Origin of the sequence: Streptomyces sp. NPDC059994, from assembly GCF_042737755.1 — a bacterium.
Classification (GTDB): domain Bacteria; phylum Actinomycetota; class Actinomycetes; order Streptomycetales; family Streptomycetaceae; genus Streptomyces.
Genome location: NZ_JBHWUR010000003.1, coordinates 25472 through 43445 on the forward strand (window position 1 = coordinate 25472; position 17974 = coordinate 43445).

The 17974-nt window shown below is 71.8% G+C and carries 14 protein-coding genes and 3 pseudogenes; 8 read left to right on the plus strand and 9 right to left on the minus strand.

What is annotated here, in order from left to right:
* Positions 1 to 256: 256 nt before the first annotated feature.
* Together ACFWA7_RS02745 and ACFWA7_RS02750 are read left to right on the plus strand one after the other, a co-directional pair.
* The gene (locus ACFWA7_RS02745) at positions 257 to 1531 is read left to right on the plus strand and encodes a DUF2254 domain-containing protein (RefSeq protein WP_385533587.1); all 1275 of its coding nucleotides are present in this window, start codon (positions 257 to 259) and stop codon (positions 1529 to 1531) included.
* A gap of 64 nt (positions 1532 to 1595) precedes the next feature.
* Complete coding sequence (locus ACFWA7_RS02750; protein WP_385820455.1) at positions 1596 to 2051, plus strand: peroxiredoxin; 456 nt, start codon at positions 1596 to 1598, stop codon at positions 2049 to 2051.
* Between the two features lie 125 nt (positions 2052 to 2176).
* Here the strand turns inward: ACFWA7_RS02750 and ACFWA7_RS02755 are convergent, their stop codons facing one another.
* The 3 genes from ACFWA7_RS02755 to ACFWA7_RS02765 all read right to left on the minus strand — a co-directional run bounded on the left by ACFWA7_RS02755 (position 2177) and on the right by ACFWA7_RS02765 (position 5304).
* A complete protein-coding gene (locus tag ACFWA7_RS02755) occupies positions 2177 to 3712 on the minus strand; it encodes an aldehyde dehydrogenase family protein (protein WP_385533344.1) in 1536 nt (511 codons plus the stop codon).
* A gap of 115 nt (positions 3713 to 3827) precedes the next feature.
* Positions 3828 to 3968, minus strand: a complete 141-nt coding sequence (locus ACFWA7_RS02760; RefSeq protein ID WP_385820620.1) for a hypothetical protein — start codon at positions 3966 to 3968, stop codon at positions 3828 to 3830.
* 397 nt (positions 3969 to 4365) lie between these two features.
* Positions 4366 to 5304: a beta-ketoacyl-ACP synthase III gene (locus tag ACFWA7_RS02765; protein ID WP_385533584.1), complete on the minus strand. Its 939-nt coding sequence runs from the start codon at positions 5302 to 5304 to the stop codon at positions 4366 to 4368.
* 178 nt (positions 5305 to 5482) lie between these two features.
* On the opposite strand from ACFWA7_RS02765, the pseudogene ACFWA7_RS02770 reads away from it, so the two are divergent.
* From ACFWA7_RS02770 to fdhD, 3 genes and pseudogenes are all read left to right on the plus strand, one after another.
* Positions 5483 to 5536: pseudogene (locus tag ACFWA7_RS02770) on the plus strand (hypothetical protein); the annotation flags it as partial.
* Between the two features lie 42 nt (positions 5537 to 5578).
* Positions 5579 to 5738: pseudogene (locus ACFWA7_RS02775) on the plus strand (Fe-S-binding domain-containing protein); the annotation flags it as partial.
* 1 nt (position 5739) lies between these two features.
* A complete protein-coding gene (fdhD, locus tag ACFWA7_RS02780; RefSeq protein WP_385820457.1) occupies positions 5740 to 6588 on the plus strand; it encodes a formate dehydrogenase accessory sulfurtransferase FdhD in 849 nt (282 codons plus the stop codon).
* Between the two features lie 109 nt (positions 6589 to 6697).
* Here fdhD and ACFWA7_RS02785 read toward each other — a convergent pair whose 3' ends face one another.
* Positions 6698 to 7153, minus strand: a complete 456-nt coding sequence (locus tag ACFWA7_RS02785) for a MarR family winged helix-turn-helix transcriptional regulator (RefSeq protein WP_385533339.1) — start codon at positions 7151 to 7153, stop codon at positions 6698 to 6700.
* A gap of 103 nt (positions 7154 to 7256) precedes the next feature.
* Between ACFWA7_RS02785 and ACFWA7_RS02790 the strand changes: the two genes are divergently transcribed.
* Complete coding sequence (locus tag ACFWA7_RS02790; RefSeq protein ID WP_385533336.1) at positions 7257 to 8189, plus strand: zinc-binding alcohol dehydrogenase family protein; 933 nt, start codon at positions 7257 to 7259, stop codon at positions 8187 to 8189.
* Here ACFWA7_RS02790 and ACFWA7_RS02795 read toward each other — a convergent pair.
* Together ACFWA7_RS02795 and ACFWA7_RS02800 are read right to left on the minus strand one after the other, a co-directional pair.
* Positions 8173 to 8901: pseudogene (locus tag ACFWA7_RS02795) on the minus strand (bile acid:sodium symporter). The gene ACFWA7_RS02790 and the pseudogene ACFWA7_RS02795 sit on opposite strands and share 17 nt — an antisense overlap.
* Positions 8898 to 9866: an Lrp/AsnC family transcriptional regulator gene (locus tag ACFWA7_RS02800; RefSeq protein ID WP_385820459.1), complete on the minus strand. Its 969-nt coding sequence runs from the start codon at positions 9864 to 9866 to the stop codon at positions 8898 to 8900. Before ACFWA7_RS02800 ends, ACFWA7_RS02795 begins: the two are co-directional and overlap by 4 nt.
* 114 nt (positions 9867 to 9980) lie before the next feature.
* On the opposite strand from ACFWA7_RS02800, the gene ACFWA7_RS02805 reads away from it, so the two are divergent.
* Both ACFWA7_RS02805 and ACFWA7_RS02810 read left to right on the plus strand, forming a co-directional pair.
* A complete protein-coding gene (locus tag ACFWA7_RS02805; protein WP_385533330.1) occupies positions 9981 to 11465 on the plus strand; it encodes an MFS transporter in 1485 nt (494 codons plus the stop codon).
* A gap of 242 nt (positions 11466 to 11707) precedes the next feature.
* Positions 11708 to 13507: an AMP-dependent synthetase/ligase gene (locus ACFWA7_RS02810; RefSeq protein ID WP_385533327.1), complete on the plus strand. Its 1800-nt coding sequence runs from the start codon at positions 11708 to 11710 to the stop codon at positions 13505 to 13507.
* Positions 13508 to 13568: 61 nt separating this feature from the next.
* Here the strand turns inward: ACFWA7_RS02810 and ACFWA7_RS02815 are convergent, their stop codons facing one another.
* Genes ACFWA7_RS02815 through ACFWA7_RS02825 form a run of 3 tightly spaced genes read right to left on the minus strand, consistent with a single transcriptional unit; the run spans position 13569 to position 17966 of the window.
* Complete coding sequence (locus tag ACFWA7_RS02815) at positions 13569 to 15647, minus strand: PQQ-dependent sugar dehydrogenase (RefSeq protein ID WP_385820461.1); 2079 nt, start codon at positions 15645 to 15647, stop codon at positions 13569 to 13571.
* Positions 15648 to 15667: 20 nt separating this feature from the next.
* Entirely contained in the window at positions 15668 to 16942 is a 1275-nt protein-coding gene (locus tag ACFWA7_RS02820) for a glycosyl hydrolase family 8 (RefSeq protein WP_385820463.1), read from the minus strand.
* Between the two features lie 10 nt (positions 16943 to 16952).
* Positions 16953 to 17966: a chitinase gene (locus ACFWA7_RS02825; RefSeq protein WP_385820466.1), complete on the minus strand. Its 1014-nt coding sequence runs from the start codon at positions 17964 to 17966 to the stop codon at positions 16953 to 16955.
* Positions 17967 to 17974: the final 8 nt, after the last annotated feature.

A 17974-nucleotide genomic window follows, 5' to 3' on the forward strand; every position in this document is an offset into this window, starting at 1 on the left:
GCATATTGCGTGGTCAGGGGATCGCTGGACCTTGGCATGGGTGAGGTTTGGGGTGGCTCGGCCGTTGATCGGCGGAGTGGGGGCGAAGGGTGGCCGTGTGCGCACTCAGCGTGAATCGCGCAGGGCGCGGCGTAGGGCGGAACGCGCGACCATGTGGGTATCGCGGCGGACTCGCCGGGCGTGGGACGGGGGCCGGCGCGGGGCGCGGGCCTAGCCTCGGGGCGTGGGCAACGGGGAGCGCTACCGGCGGCCGCGGATGCTGTCGCCGCTGCGGGAGCATCTGCGGGACAACTTCTGGTTCGCGCCGAGCGCGGCGCTGGCGCTGGTGTGCGTGCTGTGGCTGCTGGCGCTCTGGCTGGACACGGCGATCGTCGAGGAGCTCCAGCGGCAGCAGGAGTACGAGGCGGTCGGCGATCTGATCGGGATCGTCGACGACCTGAAGACCGTGATCACCACCGTCAGCTCGGCGATGATGACCTTCATCGGTGTCGTCTTCAGTATCTCGCTGGTCGCCGTGCAGATGGCGAGCGGGCAGTTCACTCCGCGCGTGGTGCGGATCTTCGTACGGTCGCGGATCACCAAGCTGACCCTCGCCGTCTTCCTGGCGACCTTCGCGCTGTCGCTGCTCGTCCTCACCTCGTACAGCGGGGAGACCGATCCCAAGCTCGTGGAGAGCGTGCCCATCGCGCAGAGCCTGCTCACGATCGCCATGGTCGCGCTGAGTCTGCTGCTCTTCATCGCGTACGTGAACACCACGCTGCGGCTGATGCGCGTCGGGCACGTCGTCGACCGGATCACCGTCGCGGCGTTCCGGGTGGTGCTCAAGGTGCCTCGGGGAGAGAGGGGCGACGAGCCGCTGCCGGTGGAGAGCGGGCAGGTGGGGCACAGCGGGCGGGCCGGCGTGCTGCGGGACGTGAACATCGCGCGGCTCGTGCGCGCGGCGCGGCGCCAGGGCGTCGTCCTGCGGCTGATCCCCAGGATCGGGGACTTCGTGGTGCCGGGCACGCCCGTGCTCGCGGTGCACGGCGGGCGGGCGCCGTCGCGCGGGGCGCTCGGGTACACCGTGTCGGTGGGGGTGGAGCGCACGTTCCACCAGGACCTCGGGTTCGGGCTGCGACAGCTCGGCGACATCGCGCTGCGGGCCCTCTCCCCCGCCGTGAACGATCCGACGACGGCCGTGCAGTGCCTCGACCGGATCGTGCAACTGCTCGCCGAGCTCGCGCACCGGCCGCTCGGCGCCGTGGGACACCGTGACCGCCAGGGTGCCGTACGGCTGGTGCAGCCCGTCCCCTCCTGGGAGAACCTCGTCGACCTCGGCTTCACCGAGATCCGTACGTACTCCATCGGCAGCCCGCAGGTCACCCGGCGGATCGTGGCGGCCCTTGACGAACTGCTGCGGCTGGCTCCCGAGCAGCGGCGCCCGCCCCTCCTCCGGCACCGGGCCCTGCTCGTCCATGCCGTGGAACGAGACGTTCCGGAGGCGGCCGAGCGGGCGTTCGCGCTGGAGGCGGACCGGCAGGGGATCGGCTAGCCCGCGCCTGCCCCGGCCCCGCCCTCCCCGTCGGCCGCCCCACCGCCAGTGGTTGACTGCGCCCATGAGAATTGGCGACACGGTCGACGACTTCAAGCTCCCCGACGAGACCGGCACTCTCCGCACCCTCTCCGGGCTGGTGGCCGAGGGCCCCGTGGTGCTCTTCTTCTACCCGGCGGCCTTCACCCCCGGCTGCACCGCCGAAGCGTGCCACTTCCGCGACATCGCCGGGGAGTTCCGGGCGCTCGGGGCACAGCCGGTCGGCATCAGCGCCGACGCGGTGGAGCGGCAGGCGGAGTTCGCGCAGAAGCACTCCTTCGGCTATCCCCTCCTCTCGGACTCCGACGGCGCGGTACGGGAACTGTTCGGCGTCAGGCGCGGGTTCAGCATGGCCCCGACCAAGCGCGTCACGTTCGTCATCGACACCGACCTCCGGGTGCTGGAGATCGTCAAGAGCGAGATCCGTATGAGCGTCCACGCCGACCGCGCCCTCGCCGCCCTGCGGAGGCGCGACACGTAGCCATCGGTACCCCGTACTCGTTCGGGCGCGCCGCCGCTTCGGCTGCCCGGGATCGGGGCCGCGCTCCGACCCCGGGCAGCCGTTCGCGTACGGCAGCGTCCGCGTACTCAGGAGACCGGCGCCTCCTACGCGTACGACTCCGGGAAGTTCCCCGGCAGCCGCTCCCCCGCCGGGCCCTCGGTCACCGCCCGTACGAGCAGTTCGCCGCCGACGAAGGCGCCGCGCCACGAGGCGCCGAAGCCGCCGAACAGCTCCTCGCGGTCACCGCGCGAACGCGGCTTGCCCCGGCCGACCTTGAACGCCCGGATCTGCGGGGCCAGGCGCGCGTACGTCTCCGGGTCGTCGGTCGACAGGCTGGCGACCAGCGCCCCGTTCGAGGCGTTCATGGCGGCCAGGAGCTCCGCCTCCGTGTCGACCAGGACGATGGTGTCGACCGGGCCGAACGGCTCCGCGTGGAACAGCGGTGAGGACGACGGCGGGTTGAGCAGGGTCACCGGCGGCAGATACGCGCTGGTGTCCTGGCCCGACAGGAAGCGGCCGTCGGTGAGGCTGCCCCGGTGCAGTGGGACGGCGCCCCGGTCGATCGCCTCGGCGACCTGGTCGCCCAGCTCCTTCGCCTTCGCCGCGTTGATGAGCGGCCCGAAGTCCAGCTCGGGCAGGGCGTCTTCGGGGTGCTCCACCGCGAGGGGGTGGCCCGTGCGGACCGTGTGGACCGCCGGGAGGTACGCGGCGAGGAACCGGTCGAAGAGCGCGCGCTGCACGACGAACCTCGGATACGCGGTGCACCGCTGCTTGCCGTAGTCGTACAGCTTCGGGATGGCGGCGGACAGCGTGTCCCAGTCCGTGTAGTTCCAGATTCCCCAGGTGTTGAGTCCTTCCTGTTCGAGGATGTGCCGCTTGCCGATGTCGGTGACGGCCGTGGCGATGCGCGCGCCGGTGTCGCGGCCGCCGACGAACGACACACAGCCGATCTCCGGCGAGCGCACCAGGGCCTCGGAGAGCTCGCCGCCGCTGCCGCTGACGAGGGTGACGGGGATGCCCTCGCGCGCGGCCAGCGCACTGGCCAGGGTGAGGCAGGAAAGGCCGCCGTCGGTCGGGGTCTTGGCGATGACCGCGTTGCCCGCCAGTGCCTGTACCAGCATCGCGTGAACGAGCACGCTCATCGGATAGTTCCAGCTCGCGATGTTGGAGACGGGGCCGTCGAGGGGTGTGCGGCCCTCCAGCATCGCGTCGATGTTCTCCACGTACCAGCGGACCCCGTCGATGGCCCGGTCCACGTCGGCCTGGGCCAGCCGCCAGGGCTTGCCTATCTCCCAGACGAGGAGCAGGGCGAGGAGTTCACGGTGTTCGGTGAGGGCGTCGAGGGTGGCTCCGACGCGGGCGCGGCGCTCGGGCAGCGGGATGTGCCGCCAGGCGCGGTGCTGGTCGAGGGAGGCGCGGACCGCCTGTTGGGCGGTGGGCGCATCGAGCCGCGGCGGGCCCGCGATGGGGCTGCCGTCGACCGGGCTGGTGGCCGGCAGGGCGCGTCCGTCGGGCTGCCACTGGCCGCCCCAGAGGTTGAGGACGCGGTCGTCCCGGAACGCCTCGGGGGCGATCGCCCGGCAGCGCTGCCAGGCGTCGGCCCAGGCGGTGCCGGGCTTGAGGATGAGGGTGGGTGCCATCTGTGGGTCTCCGCTCGGGTCGGGCGGGGCAGGAGGTGGCGCTGGCCGCCCTCGCACCGGGCGGCCGTACGGCGACGTTAGTGACAAGGGGACCCGCCGCGATACGCACCCACGGTCAATTATGAGTGACATCACGTGAGGCCGGGGCCTGTTCGGGGTGCGGCGGGGCGGCCCGGCGGGCGGAGGTGAGGTCGCCGACGGTGCGGAACAGGTTGTCGGTCTCGTCGGGGTCGAGCGCGGCGGACGGCTCGTCCATCACGATCACGGGACCGGTGGTGGGAAGGGGTGAGGACAGGCCGGTGAGAACAGGCCGGTGAGAACAGGTGGCCGCTGATGAGCCGGGCCGTGCCGGGGACACCGGCGACCGGCCCCAACTCGCCCGGCCGGGGCGCGAGCCGGATGTTGTGGGAGCGGCGGCCGCCGCGCGAGGCGGCGAGGCCGTCGGCCGCGTCGGGCCCCCTCAAGGGTCGGTCCCCGGTTCGCTCTCCCGGCGACGCGATCGTCCCGCTCGATTGGCTGTGGGCTGTTGGCTGTGGCCTGTTGGCTGTTGGCTGTTGGCTGTTGGCTGTTGGCTGTTGGCTACGGTCTGCCGCTCGTGAAGTCCCGTGCGCCCCGTCCCCCGCGGGCGGTTCCGCGCCCCTGGCGCCGGCCCGTCACGGACAGCGGATGACCTGGCCCGCGTACGAGAGGTTGCCGCCGAAGCCGAAGAGCAGGACCGGGTCGCCGGTGCCGATCTCGCCGCGTTCCACCAGCTTGGACAGGGCCATCGGGATGCTGGCGGCCGAGGTGTTGCCGGACTCCACCACATCGCGGGCGATCACCGCGTTCACCGCGCCGATCTTGCGGGCCACCGGCTCGATGATGCGGAGATTGGCCTGGTGCAGTACGACGGCGGCCAGTTCCTCGGGGGTGACCCCGGCGCGCTCGCACACCCGGCGGGCGATCGGCGGCAGCTGGGTGGTCGCCCAGCGGTAGACGGCCTGGCCCTCCTGGGCGAAGACGGGCGGGGTGCCCTCGATCCGTACGGCGTGGCCCATCTCGGGGACCGAGCCCCACAGGACCGGACCGATCAGCTCCTCCTCCGCGGCCTCCACCACGGCGGCGCCCGCGCCGTCGCCGACCAGGACGCACGTGGTGCGGTCGGTCCAGTCGGTGACCCCGGTCATCTTGTCGGCGCCGATGACCAGGGCCCGGGTGGACGAGCCGGCCCGGACGGCGTGGTCGGCGGTGGCCAGGGCGTGGGTGAAGCCCGCGCAGACGACGTTGAGGTCCATGACGGCGGGCGAGCCCATGCCGAGGCGGGCGGCGACCCGGGCCGCGGTGTTCGGGGAGCGGTCGATCGCGGTGGAGGTGGCGACCAGGACAAGGTCGATGTCGGCGGGGGTCAGCCCGGCGGCGGCCAGCGCCTTGGCGCCGGCGTGCGCGGCCAGCTCGTCGACGGGTTCGTCGGGCCCGGCGACGTGGCGGGTGCGGATGCCGACCCGGCTGCTGATCCACTCGTCGTTGGTCTCGACCATGGCGGCGAGCTCGTCGTTGGTGAGCACCTTGGCGGGCTGGTAGTGCCCGAGCGCGACGACGCGTGAGCCTCGCATGCCGGTCATGCCGCGGTTTCCCCTCGTAGGACATCAGGAGCCATCCAGTCTTCGTGGCTACCGACCGGTACGGAGGCACGAGATCCAACAGGCTTCCCGGCGCACCTTTGGAGCCTTGTGTCAGCTCCCGGGCGTAGTGCCCCGGCCGGGCGCCCTCCCGTGACCGCCCCGAGGTATTTTGACGCTGGACGAGGAGCCCGTACGCGTCCCTGAAGGAGCGGCCCTCGTGGACGCCTGCCGGGCCGCGGGCAAGGGCCTCCCCACCCTCTGCCCGACGACGGTCTGCGCGCACTGCGGCATCGGCTGCGACCTCACCCTCCATGTGCAGGACAATGAGATCGTCGAGGTCACCTGCCGCACGACGACCCGGTGACCCACGGCAACCTCCGCATCAAGGCCGCTCCGGCTTCCAGCACGTACAGAATCGGGAATGAGATGGGACGGGTCACCGAGCGCCGCCGCGTCATCCGCATCCGGGACGGGGCCGTCTCCACCCGGCCGGACACGCTGGTGGCCGAGGAGCCACTGGAGATCCGGCTGAACGGCAGACCGCTCGCCATCACCATGCGCACCCCCGGCGACGACTTCGCGCTGGCGGCCGGGTTCCTGGTCAGCGAAGGCGTGCTCGCGGCGGCCGACGACGTGCAGTCGATCGTCTACTGCGCCGGGGCGACCGCCGAAGGGGTCAACACGTACAACGTGGTGGACGTGAAGCTCTCCCCCGGCGTCGAGGTCCCCGACATCACGCTGGAGCGCAACGTCTACACCACGTCGTCGTGCGGGCTGTGCGGCAAGGCCAGCCTGGACGCCGTCCGTACGCAGGCGCGCTTCCCGATCGCCGACGCTCCCCCGGTCCGTGTCACCCCCGAGCTGCTCGCGGGCCTCCCCGACCGACTGCGGGCGGCCCAGCGGGTGTTCGACAGGACCGGAGGTCTGCACGCGGCCGCGCTCTTCTCGGAGGAGGGCGAGCTCCTGGACGTACGGGAGGACGTGGGGCGGCACAACGCGGTGGACAAGCTGGTGGGGCGGGCCCTGCAGGACGGGCGGCTTCCGCTGTCGCGGGCGGTGCTGCTGGTCTCGGGGCGGGCCTCGTTCGAGCTGGCCCAGAAGGCCGTGATGGCCGGGATACCGCTGCTCGCCGCCGTCTCGGCGCCCTCGTCGCTCGCCGTGGACCTGGCCGCCGAGACGGGGCTGACCCTGGTCGGCTTTCTGCGGGGCGCCTCCATGAACGTGTACGCGGGCGAGCACCGCATCGCTCTGGAGGCTCCGGCCGCCCAGGGCTGACGGGCCCGCCAGCCGTACGGGTACCGGCCCGGCCTGCGGGGAGCGCCCCCTGCGCCGACCCGGGCGCCGCCGTTCACGGGAAGCGGGCCGGGTGCCGTACGCCCCCGCCCTACTCCGGCTCCTCCGCGCCCACCCGCCGGAGCAGCGCCATCAGCTGCCTGCGCTCGGCCGCGCTGAGCGGTGCCAGGAGTTCGTCGTTGGCCCGCTCGGCCGCCGCCGCGCAGCGCGCCAGCATCGCCTCCCCCTCCGGGGTGACCGTGACCGCGTTCTTGCGGCGGTCGCGGGGGTCCGGCTCGCGTACGACGTACCCGTCGGCCTGGAGGTCGTTGAGGACGCCGACCAGGTCCTTGGGGTCGAGCGAGATCCGGCGCCCGAGCTCGGCCTGGGCGAGCGGCCCGTACTCGGACAGGGCCGCCAGCACGGCGTGGTGCCACATCTTGGCGCCCTCGCGTGCGATGGCCGCCGCCACGAGGCCCCGGCCCCGGGCGGCCGCCCGGCCGAGGACCCAGCTGGGCAGGGCCTGGATGCGCTGGAGCGCGGGGAGGGAGTCGGCGCGTTCGGTCACGTCGTCGACCTTACCCACATAATCGTTGGACTTCCCAATGACTTCTGTTCTATCGTGAGACTCGTTGGGGCCACCAACGAATTTTTCTACACCGGGAGAGTCCATGCGCCGAGTTCGCTTCGAGGTCAACGGCGGCCCCGAGGTCCTGTTCACCGAGGACGTCGAGGCCCCCGCGCCCGGCCCCGGCGAGCTGCTGGTCCGCACCGACGCCATCGGCGTCACCCTGCCCGTCGTCCGCAAGGTGCGCGAGGGCCGTGAGCCGTTCCCGCTCGGCGGCGAGGTCGCGGGCACGGTGGTCGCGCTCGGCGAGGGCGTCACCGCCTTCACCCCGGGCGACCGCGTGACGGGGCTCTGCTTCTCGTACGGATACGCCGAACTGGCCGTCCTCCACGAGGCCATGACCTCCCGCATCCCCGACCACGCCTCCTCCGTCGAGGCGGTCGCGCTCGTCCGCAGCGGTCTGGTGGCGCGCGGCGCCTACGAGTCGGGGCGGCCCCGGCCGGGCGAGTCGGTCCTGGTGACGGCGGCGGCGAGCGCGGTCGGGCAGATCGCGCTCCAGCTCGCCCGGGCGGGCGGCGCGAGCCGGGTGGTCGCTGCCGTGGGCTCGGCCGAGAAGGCCGACTTCGTACGGGAGATGGGCGCCGACGAGGTCGTGCTCTACGGCGACGAGTCCTGGGGCGAGCCGGTCGACGTCATCCTCGACGGCGTCGGCGGCGAGCTGCTCGCCCCGGCGGTGAAGGCGCTGGCGCCCGGCGGCCGGCTGGTCGCGTTCAGCTCCGGCGGCGGCACGGTCGAGGTCTATGACCTGCTGGTCGGCGGCAAGTCCGTGATCGCCTTCCAGATGGCGCTGATCGCCCGCGGCAAGCCGGAGCTGTACGCGGCCTGGCGCGACGAGCTGTGGGAGCTGCACCGCGACGGCAGGCTGCGCGCCGCCGTCCACGCCGAGCTGCCTCTGGAGGAGGCCGCCCGCGCCCATGAACTGATCGACTCGCGGCGCAACTTGGGCAAGGTGGTGCTCGTCACCGGCGGCGCGTGAGGACGGCGGGCGGTGCGGCGCCGCGGTGTGGCGAGCCGGGCACCGCCTCCTCCAGCGGTTCGCGCGCCCGCCGTCCGGCGATCACCGCGCAGACCATCAGCCGCATCTGGTGGAAGAGCATCAGCGGCAGCACCGCAAGCGCCGCCTGGGTGCCGAACAGGACGCCGGCCATGGGCAGCCAGGCCGCGAGGCTCTTCTTGGACCCGGCGAACTGGATCGCGATCCGGTCGCCCCGGCCGAACCCGAGCCGCTTCGCCCCGCACCGGCTCAGCGCGAGCATCGCGGCGAGCAGCACCGCCTCGATGCTTCGCCCCGTACCGGCTCAGCGCGAGCATCGCGGCGAGCAGCACCGCCTCGACCCCGAGCAGCGCGCCCAGGCGGGCCGGGCTCACCTGGTGCCAGATGCCCCGGATCATGCGCTGAACGCGGTGCAGACGACCAGCAGGATCGAGCCCCGGTCCACCAGGCTCAGCACCTTCTTGTGCCGGGCGAGAAAACCTCCCACCCAGCGCCGCAGCAGCTGCCCGGAGGCGAACGGGACCAGGAGCCGGACGGCGATCTCCAGCACCGAGTCCGCCGAGACGCCTCCGGCGCTGCCGCCGAGCAGCAGCGCCGCGAGCAGCGGGGTCACGAAGATCCCCGCCAGGCGCCGCCCCTCGGCGCGGGAGGCGGCGGACGCGCTCGCGGCGGCGATCCTGGCGAGCGGCCTCAGCCCGCGTAGGTCAGCCGCTTGACCTGTCGCAGTAAGGGCGCGGTCTCGACGTGCCGGACGCCTTCCAGCGTGCCGAGCTTCTCGCTGAGGTACGTGTAGAGCCCGGCCGGGTCGCGGCAGATGACGACCGCGACGAGGTTGGCCGGGCCCGAGGTGGCACCGGCGAAGGCGACCTCGGCGTGGGAGGCGAGGGCCGCGCCCACGGCGGCCAGCGCCGAGGGCGCCACCGTGATCCACAGCAGCGCCCTGGTGCGGAAGCCGAACCGGGTCGTGTCGAATTCGACGTCGATGAAGAGGGCTCCGGAGCGCAACAGCTGGTCCAGGCGCCGTTTGACGGCGGACTCCGAGCGTCCGGTGGCCTTCTGGAGCTCGGGGTAGCCCGCCCGGCCGTTGCGCGCGAGCGCGGCCATCAGGGCCTCGTCCTCCTCGTCGAGCCGGATCGGGCCGGCTGAGGGCTCCACCGGCTCGGGCAGCAGCGCGGCCCGCTCCTCGGCGGTGAGCGCCGAGTCCTTGGCGAACCAGCCGAGCGGTCCGCCGAAGAAGCGGTGGAGCAGCTGGTGGGCGCCGATCTCCACGATGCTCGGGGTGCGCGGCAGCTTGCCGAGCAGCAGTGCCTCGTGGTCCTCGGGCCGGCGCGACGCGGTCGTGCAGACCACCTCGGTGCCGCCCGAGGTCAGCCCGATCCAGGCGGTGTCGGGCCGCCGGGCCAGCGCCGTGGCGATGGAGACGGACGCGTCGGGGGTGCAGCGCAGCCGCAGCATCCAGCGGGTGTGGCCGAGCCGTTCGGTGTCGCGGACCCCGACGACCCGCAGCTCGCCCTCCGTGTACAGCCTGCGGTAGCGGCGGGCGACGGTCTGGTCGGAGACGCCGAGCACGGCGGCGATCCGGCTGAAGGGGGCCCGGCCGTCCAGGACGAGCGCGCTCACGAGCCGCTGGTCCAGTTCGTCGAACTCGGGTGAATCCATCGGCGTGAGCCCTTCCGATGTCGGATTCCTGCGTGATGGACGAACTGGGTGGAACTTTGGTTCGGCCGGGACCGATCGTAACGGACGTCGAACGAACCAAATCGGAGGAATGCAATGCGCAAGTGGGGGCCGTTGGTCGCCGTATGCCTGGGAACGTTCATGCTTCTGCTGGACGTGACCATCGTGACGGTGGCTCTGCCGGACATGGCGAGTTCGCTGGACGCCTCGCTCTCCAGCCTGCAGTGGGTGATCGACGTGTACGCGCTGGCGCTGGCCGCGCTGCTGCTCGGCGCGGGTGCGGGCGCCGACGCGGCGGGGCGCCGGAAGTTCTACGCGGCGGGCACGGTGCTCTTCGCGGGCGCCTCGCTCGCCTGCGGTCTGGCGGGCGACGCGGGGACGCTGATCGCGATGCGCGCGCTCCAGGGGATCGGCGCCGCCGCGATGTTCGCGACCACGCTGCCGCTGCTCGGCGCCGCCTACCAGGGCCGCGACCGCTCGGTGGCGCTCGGCGTGTGGGGTGCGGTCAACGGCGCGGCCGCGGCCCTCGGCCCGATCCTGGGCGGGCTGCTCACCGAGGGGTTCGGCTGGCGCTGGATATTCTTCGTCAACCTGCCGGTGAGCGCGGCCGCGGTATGGCTGACGGTCCGGGTGGTCCACGAGTCCAAGAGCCCGGCGGCCGGCCGCACCGACTGGGCGGGCACGGCCCTGTTCGCGCTCTTCGCCGGAACCCTCACCTACGGGGCGGTGAACGCGGGCACCGACGGCTGGGGCGCCTTCCGCACGCTGCTCTCCTTCGCCGTGTCGGCGGCCGCGCTGCTGGCCTTCGTCGTGGTGGAGAACCGCGCGGAACGGCCGCTGATGGATCTTTCGCTGCTGCGGCGCCCGGCGTTCGTCGGCGTCCTGGTGGCGGCGCTCGCCCTGAACTCGGCCGCCTTCGGGGTGCTCCCGTACACCTCGATCTGGCTCCAGACGCTCCTGGACATGAGCCCGGTGACCGGCGGCCTGGCGCTGGTGCCGCTGGCGCTCGCGTCGTTCGTGACCTCGGCGCTGGGCGGCCGGTTCCTGCACGGGGTCTCGCAGCGGCTGCTGATCTGCCTCGGGCTGTTGCTCATCGCCGCCGGACTGTTCGGCCAGTCGCTGCTCGACGCGGGCTCCGACTGGACGACGCTGGTCGCCGGTCTCGTGGTGACCGGCATCGGCGTGGGTCTGGTCAGCCCGGCGCTCGCGTCGGCGGCGCTCGCCTCGGTGCCCCAGCGCAGCAGTGGCATGGCGACGGGCGCGATGAACACCATGCGCCAGCTCGGCTACGCGGTGAGCATCGCGGTGTTCGGCACCCTCGCCACCTCCCGGATGGCCGACTCGCTGCACAGCACGCCGCAGGCCCGGGCGCTCGCGGGCGGCGCGGCCGGTTCGCTGCGCGGCCGGGTCCCCGACGAGGCGCTGCACACCGCGTTCGCCTCGGGTCTGAACGGAGCCGCGGTCGCGGCCGGGGCGCTCGCCGTGGTGGCCGGGCTCGCCGTGTTCGCACTGGTACGGACGCCGGCGGCCGCACCCGCCCAGGTCCGTACCAACGACGCGGTCCCCGTAGAGCGGGCGTGACCAGGTCGTACAGATTCCGTGGAGAAAAAACCGCCCGCATCTGACTCCAGGGTCAGAATGCGGGCCGGGCGGGCCAGGAGCAGCCGCGCCCACGGTGCTGACCTGTGGTGATGGCGATCACTGGCGCACTTGACCGTATTCCTTGACGCCCCTCCCGTCGGGACCCCGGGTGGGGTACCGTCACCGGCGCTGTGCGGAGCGCCACAAGGAGCAAGGTATTGCGCGAGTTCACTGTCCCACCCATGGCGACGGCGCCTCACGTCGGCGGGCTGGCGGACGTCGTGTTCGACCATGCCCTCGACGATCCCGACCGGGTCGCGCTGGCCCGCAAGGACGCGGCGGGCCAGTGGCAGGACGTGACCTCGGCACGCTTTCGCGACGAGGTGCTGGCGCTCGCCAAGGGGCTGATCGCGGACGGTGTCCGGTTCGGCGACCGGGTCGCCGTGATGTCCCGCACCCGCTACGAGTGGACGCTCTTCGACTTCGCGCTGTGGTCCATCGGCGCCCATTCGGTGCCCATCTACCCGACCTCCTCCGCCGAGCAGGTCTTCTGGATGCTGCACGACTCCGAGGTCACCGCGTGCGTGGTCGAGCACGAGGACCACGCCATGACCATCGGCTCGGTGGTGGACCGCCTTCCGCACCTCAAACGGCTGTGGCAGCTCGACGCGGGGGCGCTGGCCGAGCTCCTCGCGGCGGGCGGGCAGATCGACGACGACGTGGTGCACCGCCACCGGCGCGCGGTCACTCCCGAGTCGACCGCGACCGTCATCTACACCTCCGGCACGACCGGCCGCCCCAAGGGCTGTGTGATCACCCACGCCAACTTCATGTTCGAGGCGGACACCATGGTGGCCCGCTGGGAGCCGGTGTTCCACTCGCGCCCCGGCGACGAGGCGTCGACCCTGCTCTTCCTGCCGCTGGCGCACGTCTTCGGCCGGATGGTGGAGGTCGCCGCGGTCCGGGGCCGGGTGAAGCTCGGCCACCAGCCCGCGCTCTCCGCCTCCGCGCTCCTGCCCGATCTGCAGTCGCTGCGGCCCACCTTCATCCTGGCGGTCCCGTACATCTTCGAGAAGGTCTTCAACGCGGCCCGCCGGCGCGCCGAGGCGGACGGGAAGACCGGCCCCTTCGACAAGGCCGTGGAGATCGCGGTGAAGTACGCGGAGGCGATGGAGCAGAAGGCCTTCGGTCTGGGGCCGGGACCGTCGACGGCGCTGCGGATGCAGCACCAGTTCTTCGAGAAGGTCGTGTACGGCAAGGTCCGCGAGGCGATGGGCGGCCGGGTGCGGCACGCCATGTCCGGCGGCTCCAGCATGGGCCGCCGCCTGGCGCTGTTCTTCGCCGGCGCGGGCGTGACGATCTACGAGGGGTACGGACTGACCGAGTCCACGGCCGCCGCCACCGCCAACCCGCCCGAGCGCACCCGGTTCGGCACGGTCGGCCAGCCCGTGCCGGGCACCACCGTGCACATCGCGGAGGACGGCGAGGTGTGGCTGCACGGCGGCCAGATCTTCTCCGGCTACCTCAACGAACCCAAGGCCACCGAGAAGGTGCTCAAGGACGGCTGGCTGGCCACCGGCGACATCGGCGCCCTCGACGAGGACGGCTATCTGACCATCACCGGCCGCAAGAAGGAGATCCTGGTGACCTCCGGCGGCAAGAGCGTCTCGCCGGTGGCCCTGGAGGAACGGGTGCGGGCGCACCCGCTGGTGGCCCAGTGCATCGTCGTCGGCAACGACCGCCCGTACATCGCGGCCCTGGTCACCCTCGACCAGGAGGGCGTGGACCACTGGCTGGCGATGCGCAACAAACCGTCGATGACCGCGTCCGAGCTCGTACGCGACCCCGACCTGGAGACCGAGGTGCGGCGCGCGGTGGTCGCCGCCAACACCCTGGTCTCCCAAGCCGAGCAGATCCGTACCTTCCGGATCCTCGCCCATCAGTTCACCGAGGAGCACGGTCTGCTCACCCCGTCGCTGAAGCTCAAGCGGCGGGCCATCGAGGAGGCCTACACGGTGGAGGTGGACGCCCTGTACCGCTGAGCCGTCGCGGTACAGGGCGCGCCACTCCCCTGTCAGCCGGTCAACTCACCTCTCGCTCCGGTCACTTGATCAGGACCTTGAAGAGCTTGTCCGAGCCGTCGGGCGCGTTGCCGTTGTTGTCGCAGTTGGTGGTCGACAGCCACAGCGCGTCCTCCCCGGGCACCTTGGTGACGGTGCGCAGCCGTCCGTAGGAGCCGACGTAGTACGCGGTCGGCGTGCCCACGCTCTCGGTGTCGCCGTTGATGGGGACGCGCCACAGCCGCTCGCCCTTGAGCGCCGCCATGTAGATGACGTTGCGGACGATGGCGATGCCGCTGGGCGAGGCCTGGGCGACGGGCCAGGACGCCTTCGGGTTGGTCATCCCGGCCGTGGAGCAGGAGCCCTCGCAGATCGGCCAGCCGTAGTTGCCGCCCGGCTTGATGAGGTTGAGCTCGTCCTTGGAGCTGTTGCCGAACTCGGCCTCCCACAGCCGCCCGTTGCGGTCGAACGCCAGGCCCTGCGGGTTGCGGTGGCCGTAGCTGTAGACGTAGGTGCCGAACGGGTTGCCGGGGGCCGGCTTGCCGTCGGTGGCCATACGCAGGATCTTGCCGTTGAGGGAGCTCTTGTCCTGGGCGAGGTCGGGGGTCTGGGCCTCACCGGTCGAGGCGTACAGATACCCGTCCGGGCCGAAGGCGAGCCGTCCGCCGTTGTGGTACTTGCTCTTCTTGATCCCCTGGAGCAGGACGGTGTAGCCGCCGAGCGAACCGCCGTCATACGTCATGCGCGCCACCCGGTTGCCCTCGGAGGCGCTGTGCATGAAGTACACATAGTGGTTGGCCGCCCACTTCGGGTCGACCGCGACGCCCATCAGGCCGCCCTCACCACTGGTGGTGACCGAGTTCGGTACGGTTCCGACCTGCGTCCTGGTGCCGCTCGGGGTCATTTTGAAGACCTTGAAGCTGTCCCGCTCGGTGACCAGCGCGCTCGATCCGTCCGGCATCCAGAAGGTGCCCCACGGGATAGTCCAGCCGCTGGAGAGCGTGCTGACGGAGGACGGGACACCGCCGTCGCTCCGGCAGGCGCCGGTGGTGAAGGTGACCGCGTTGCCGGCCGGCGAGGTGTTGCCGCCCGCGTCCTTGGCGACCACGGTGAGCGTGTACGGGCTGTTGCAGGCGAGCCCCGTCACGGTGGTGCTGGTGGCGGGCGGTTTGCCGGAGACGGTCTGGTAGACGCTGGCGCCGCTGCGCACCTCGTACGCGGTGACGCCCTTGTCGTCGGTGGAGGCGCCCCACTTCAGGTCCGCGCTGTTGGCGGTGACATCGGACGAGGTGAGTGTGCCGGGCCTGGTCGGCGGGTTGGTGTCGGTGCTGGGCCGGGTGGTGCAGTCGGCGGCGGCGCTGGCCGGGGAGACGTTTCCGGCCGCGTCCCGGGCGAACACCGTGAGGTTGTACGGGGTGTTGGGGCTCAGGCCCGTGAGGGAATCGGAGGTGAGGTTGCCCGCCACCTCGCCGATCTTGTTGCCGTGCTCGTAGACGTCGTACATCGCGACGCCCACATTGTCGCTGGAGGCGCCCCAGCTCAGGGTGAGCGAGTCCTCGGTGATGGCCGAGCAGCTGGGAGCGCCGGGCGCGGTGGGTGCCTGGCCGTCGCCGCCGGAGGCAGCGAAGTCGACGTAGTCGATGTTGGCGAGGCCCGTCGCGGTGGTGGCGCTGAGCCGGATCTTGTTAGTGCCGGCCTTGACCGGCGCGGTGAGGGTGGACGTGGCCCAGGTGTCCCAGTCGGTGGTGGCGTCGAAGGCGCGTGCGCTGGAGACGGCCGCGCCGTTGACCAGGACGTCGGCGGGGCGGTTGGCGGTGGTGCCGTTGGAGTAGCGGATGCCCACCGTCGCGTTGCCCGCGGCGGCCGCGTCGACCGTGAACTCGACGTAGGCGCCCACCGCGTTGTCGGAGTTGACGAACCCGGTGCCCGAATAGCCGGCGTGGTTGGTGTCGATGGTGGAGCCCGCCGAGTAGGCGCCCTTCTCCGCCTCGTAGCGCGTGGGAGCGGCGGACGCGGACTGTGGCACCGCCTGCACCAGACCCGCGCAGAGCAGCAGCACGGCGCTCGCGGCCGTCTTACTCGCCAGGCTTCTCGCAGGTCGTGGGGGTTGTGCGAGACGCATCTGATCCTCCTTCGACATCGTTACGGCACCCAGTAGTTGCCGGATGCGACGATCATGGACTGGAGCTGGACGCTGGCGCCGTAGTAGAGCTTCGGGTCCACCGGAGTGGCGGCGAGCTTGCCCCAGAGCGCGTCGAGCCAGGCCTGCGAGCCGGGGTCGGTGAGCGCCGCGACGGCGAAGGAAGCGGTGAACGCCATGTCCCTGCCGCTCTCGATGGCGGAGCCGTTGAGGTGGTAGCCCGTGACGATCTTGTTCGGGTCGCCGCCGGCCTTGGACTTGATCCAGCCGTTGAGCTTGCGCGCGGAGGCGAGCGAGGCGGCGTCCCCGCTGGTCACCGCGTCCGTGGCGATCCGCCACGGGTCGCGGCAGGCGTTCCAGCTGAAGTCGCCGTCGTGGGAGCCTTCGAGCACCTTGCCCGGGGCGGGCTTGGGCGTGCCGTTGGTGTTGACGACGAAGTCGGCGAGCAGCCCTGTGGCGGCGGCGTACTTGGACTGCTGCGAGGTGATCAGGCTCTGGTGCGCGGTACGGATCGTGTCCCAGGCGCTGTCGCCGGTGGCAGTCCGGAACGCCCGGAAGTGGTCGATCAGCCAGTCCGAGGAACGGGTGATCCAGTGGTGGGACTCGCCGGACCCGGACCAGTCACCGAGCAGCATGAGGTGGGTGGTGGCGTTGACCTCGCTCTTCTTGATGGCGGCGATGTGCTTCACCGCAAGGTCCTTGTAGTTGTACGTGCCGGCGCTCCCCCACTGCTTGTCGGCGAGCAGCAGTCCGTACGCCACGTCGAGATCGCCGTCGGTGGCCGAGTCGGAGCCGTCGACGCTCTTGCAGGAGGAGTCCTGCTCGGCGGCGAGCAGAGCGGAGTTGTTCACCGAGGGGTGGGCCAGGGTGTACTTGACCAGCCCGTCGAAGATCTTCTTGGCGTCGGCGTCCGCCCCCGCCATGAGGGCGGTGACGACCATGCCGTATCCCTGCCCCTCGGCCACATAGGGATGGTCGGCGTCCGGCGAGATCACCTCGTACCAGCCGTTGCCGCAGTTGTGCTTCACGAACGCGGCCTTCCACGCCTTGTACGTGGTGACGACCTGCTGGTCGACCACCGACTGTGAGCCGCTCGACTTCAACGTGCCTGTGACATAAGGGACTTGGTGGCTGCCGAACGGGACGGCCGGACCGGCCTCCGTGTTCGCCGCGGCGGCCGGCTGGGTGGTGGCGAGCGCGATGGCCAGGAGGCCCACGACGGCCGCGAGGGCACCGGCCGCGGAGCCGCGGCGCCGTATGGACTGCTGCTGTGTCATCGTCACTCCCTCAGCCGGTGTACTGGACGACGATCTTGGTAAAGGCGTAGGGCGCCTGGGATATCCCGCTGCACGCGTCTCCGCCGCCGCCCGAGCCGCACTGGCGGTCCCGGTTGACCGACCAGAAGGAGTACCGCGCGATGTGGTGCTGCTTGGCGTAGCCGAGGATGGTCCGGAAGTCGCCGGTGGTGACGGTCTCGCCGGCCTCGTCGGTCTTGCCGTTCATGGAGGACACACCGATGTGCCGGTACGCGGTGTCGTCGCCGTAGCCGTACGCGCTCTTCACCGCGGCCTTCAGCCCTTCGAGGGCGCTCACGGTCGCCGAGCCCATGGAGCCGCTGTGGCCGCCGAAGTCGAACGGCATGATCACCCAGCCGTCGTTGGCGAGCCCGGCCGCGGCGCCCTTCTTGATGAGGTCCTTGCCGTTGGCGTCCGGCCCGCCCGGCGTGGTGCCCATGGTCACGTAGGTGACGATCCCAGGGTTGTCCGTCTTGACGATCTTCAGCGCGTCGACGACCCGCTTGCGCACGGTCCCGTTGGAGAACTCGGTGTCCTCGATGTCGATGTCCAGCGCCTTCAGGTGGTACGCGTTGATCACCTTCTGGTAGGCGCCGGCCAGCGCGGAGGCGCTGGAGCACTTCTCGCCGAGCTTGTTGCCGCTCCAGCCGCCGACGGAGACGACGACGTCGCCGCCCGCGCCCCGGATGGCGTTGATGGCGGACTGGTCCGAGCCGCCGGTGAGCGCCCGCGACCCGTCCCACTTCGGGTTGCAGCCGCCGTCGGAGAGGACGAACGCGAGGGTGAACCACTTGACGCCGGTGGCGGCCATGACGTCGGTGGGCTTCTGCGGGCTGCCCCAGCCCAGGTACTCGTAGGGGGCGGCGGCCATGGCGCCCGCGGCGAGCGGCGGGGACGCGGACGCGGACGCGGCGGCCCTGGGCACGGACGCGACCAGGGGCAGGACGAGACAGCTGAGGCCGGCGGCGACCGCGGCTACGCGGCGTCGGGGAGCGGCAACGTGCATGGGGGGTT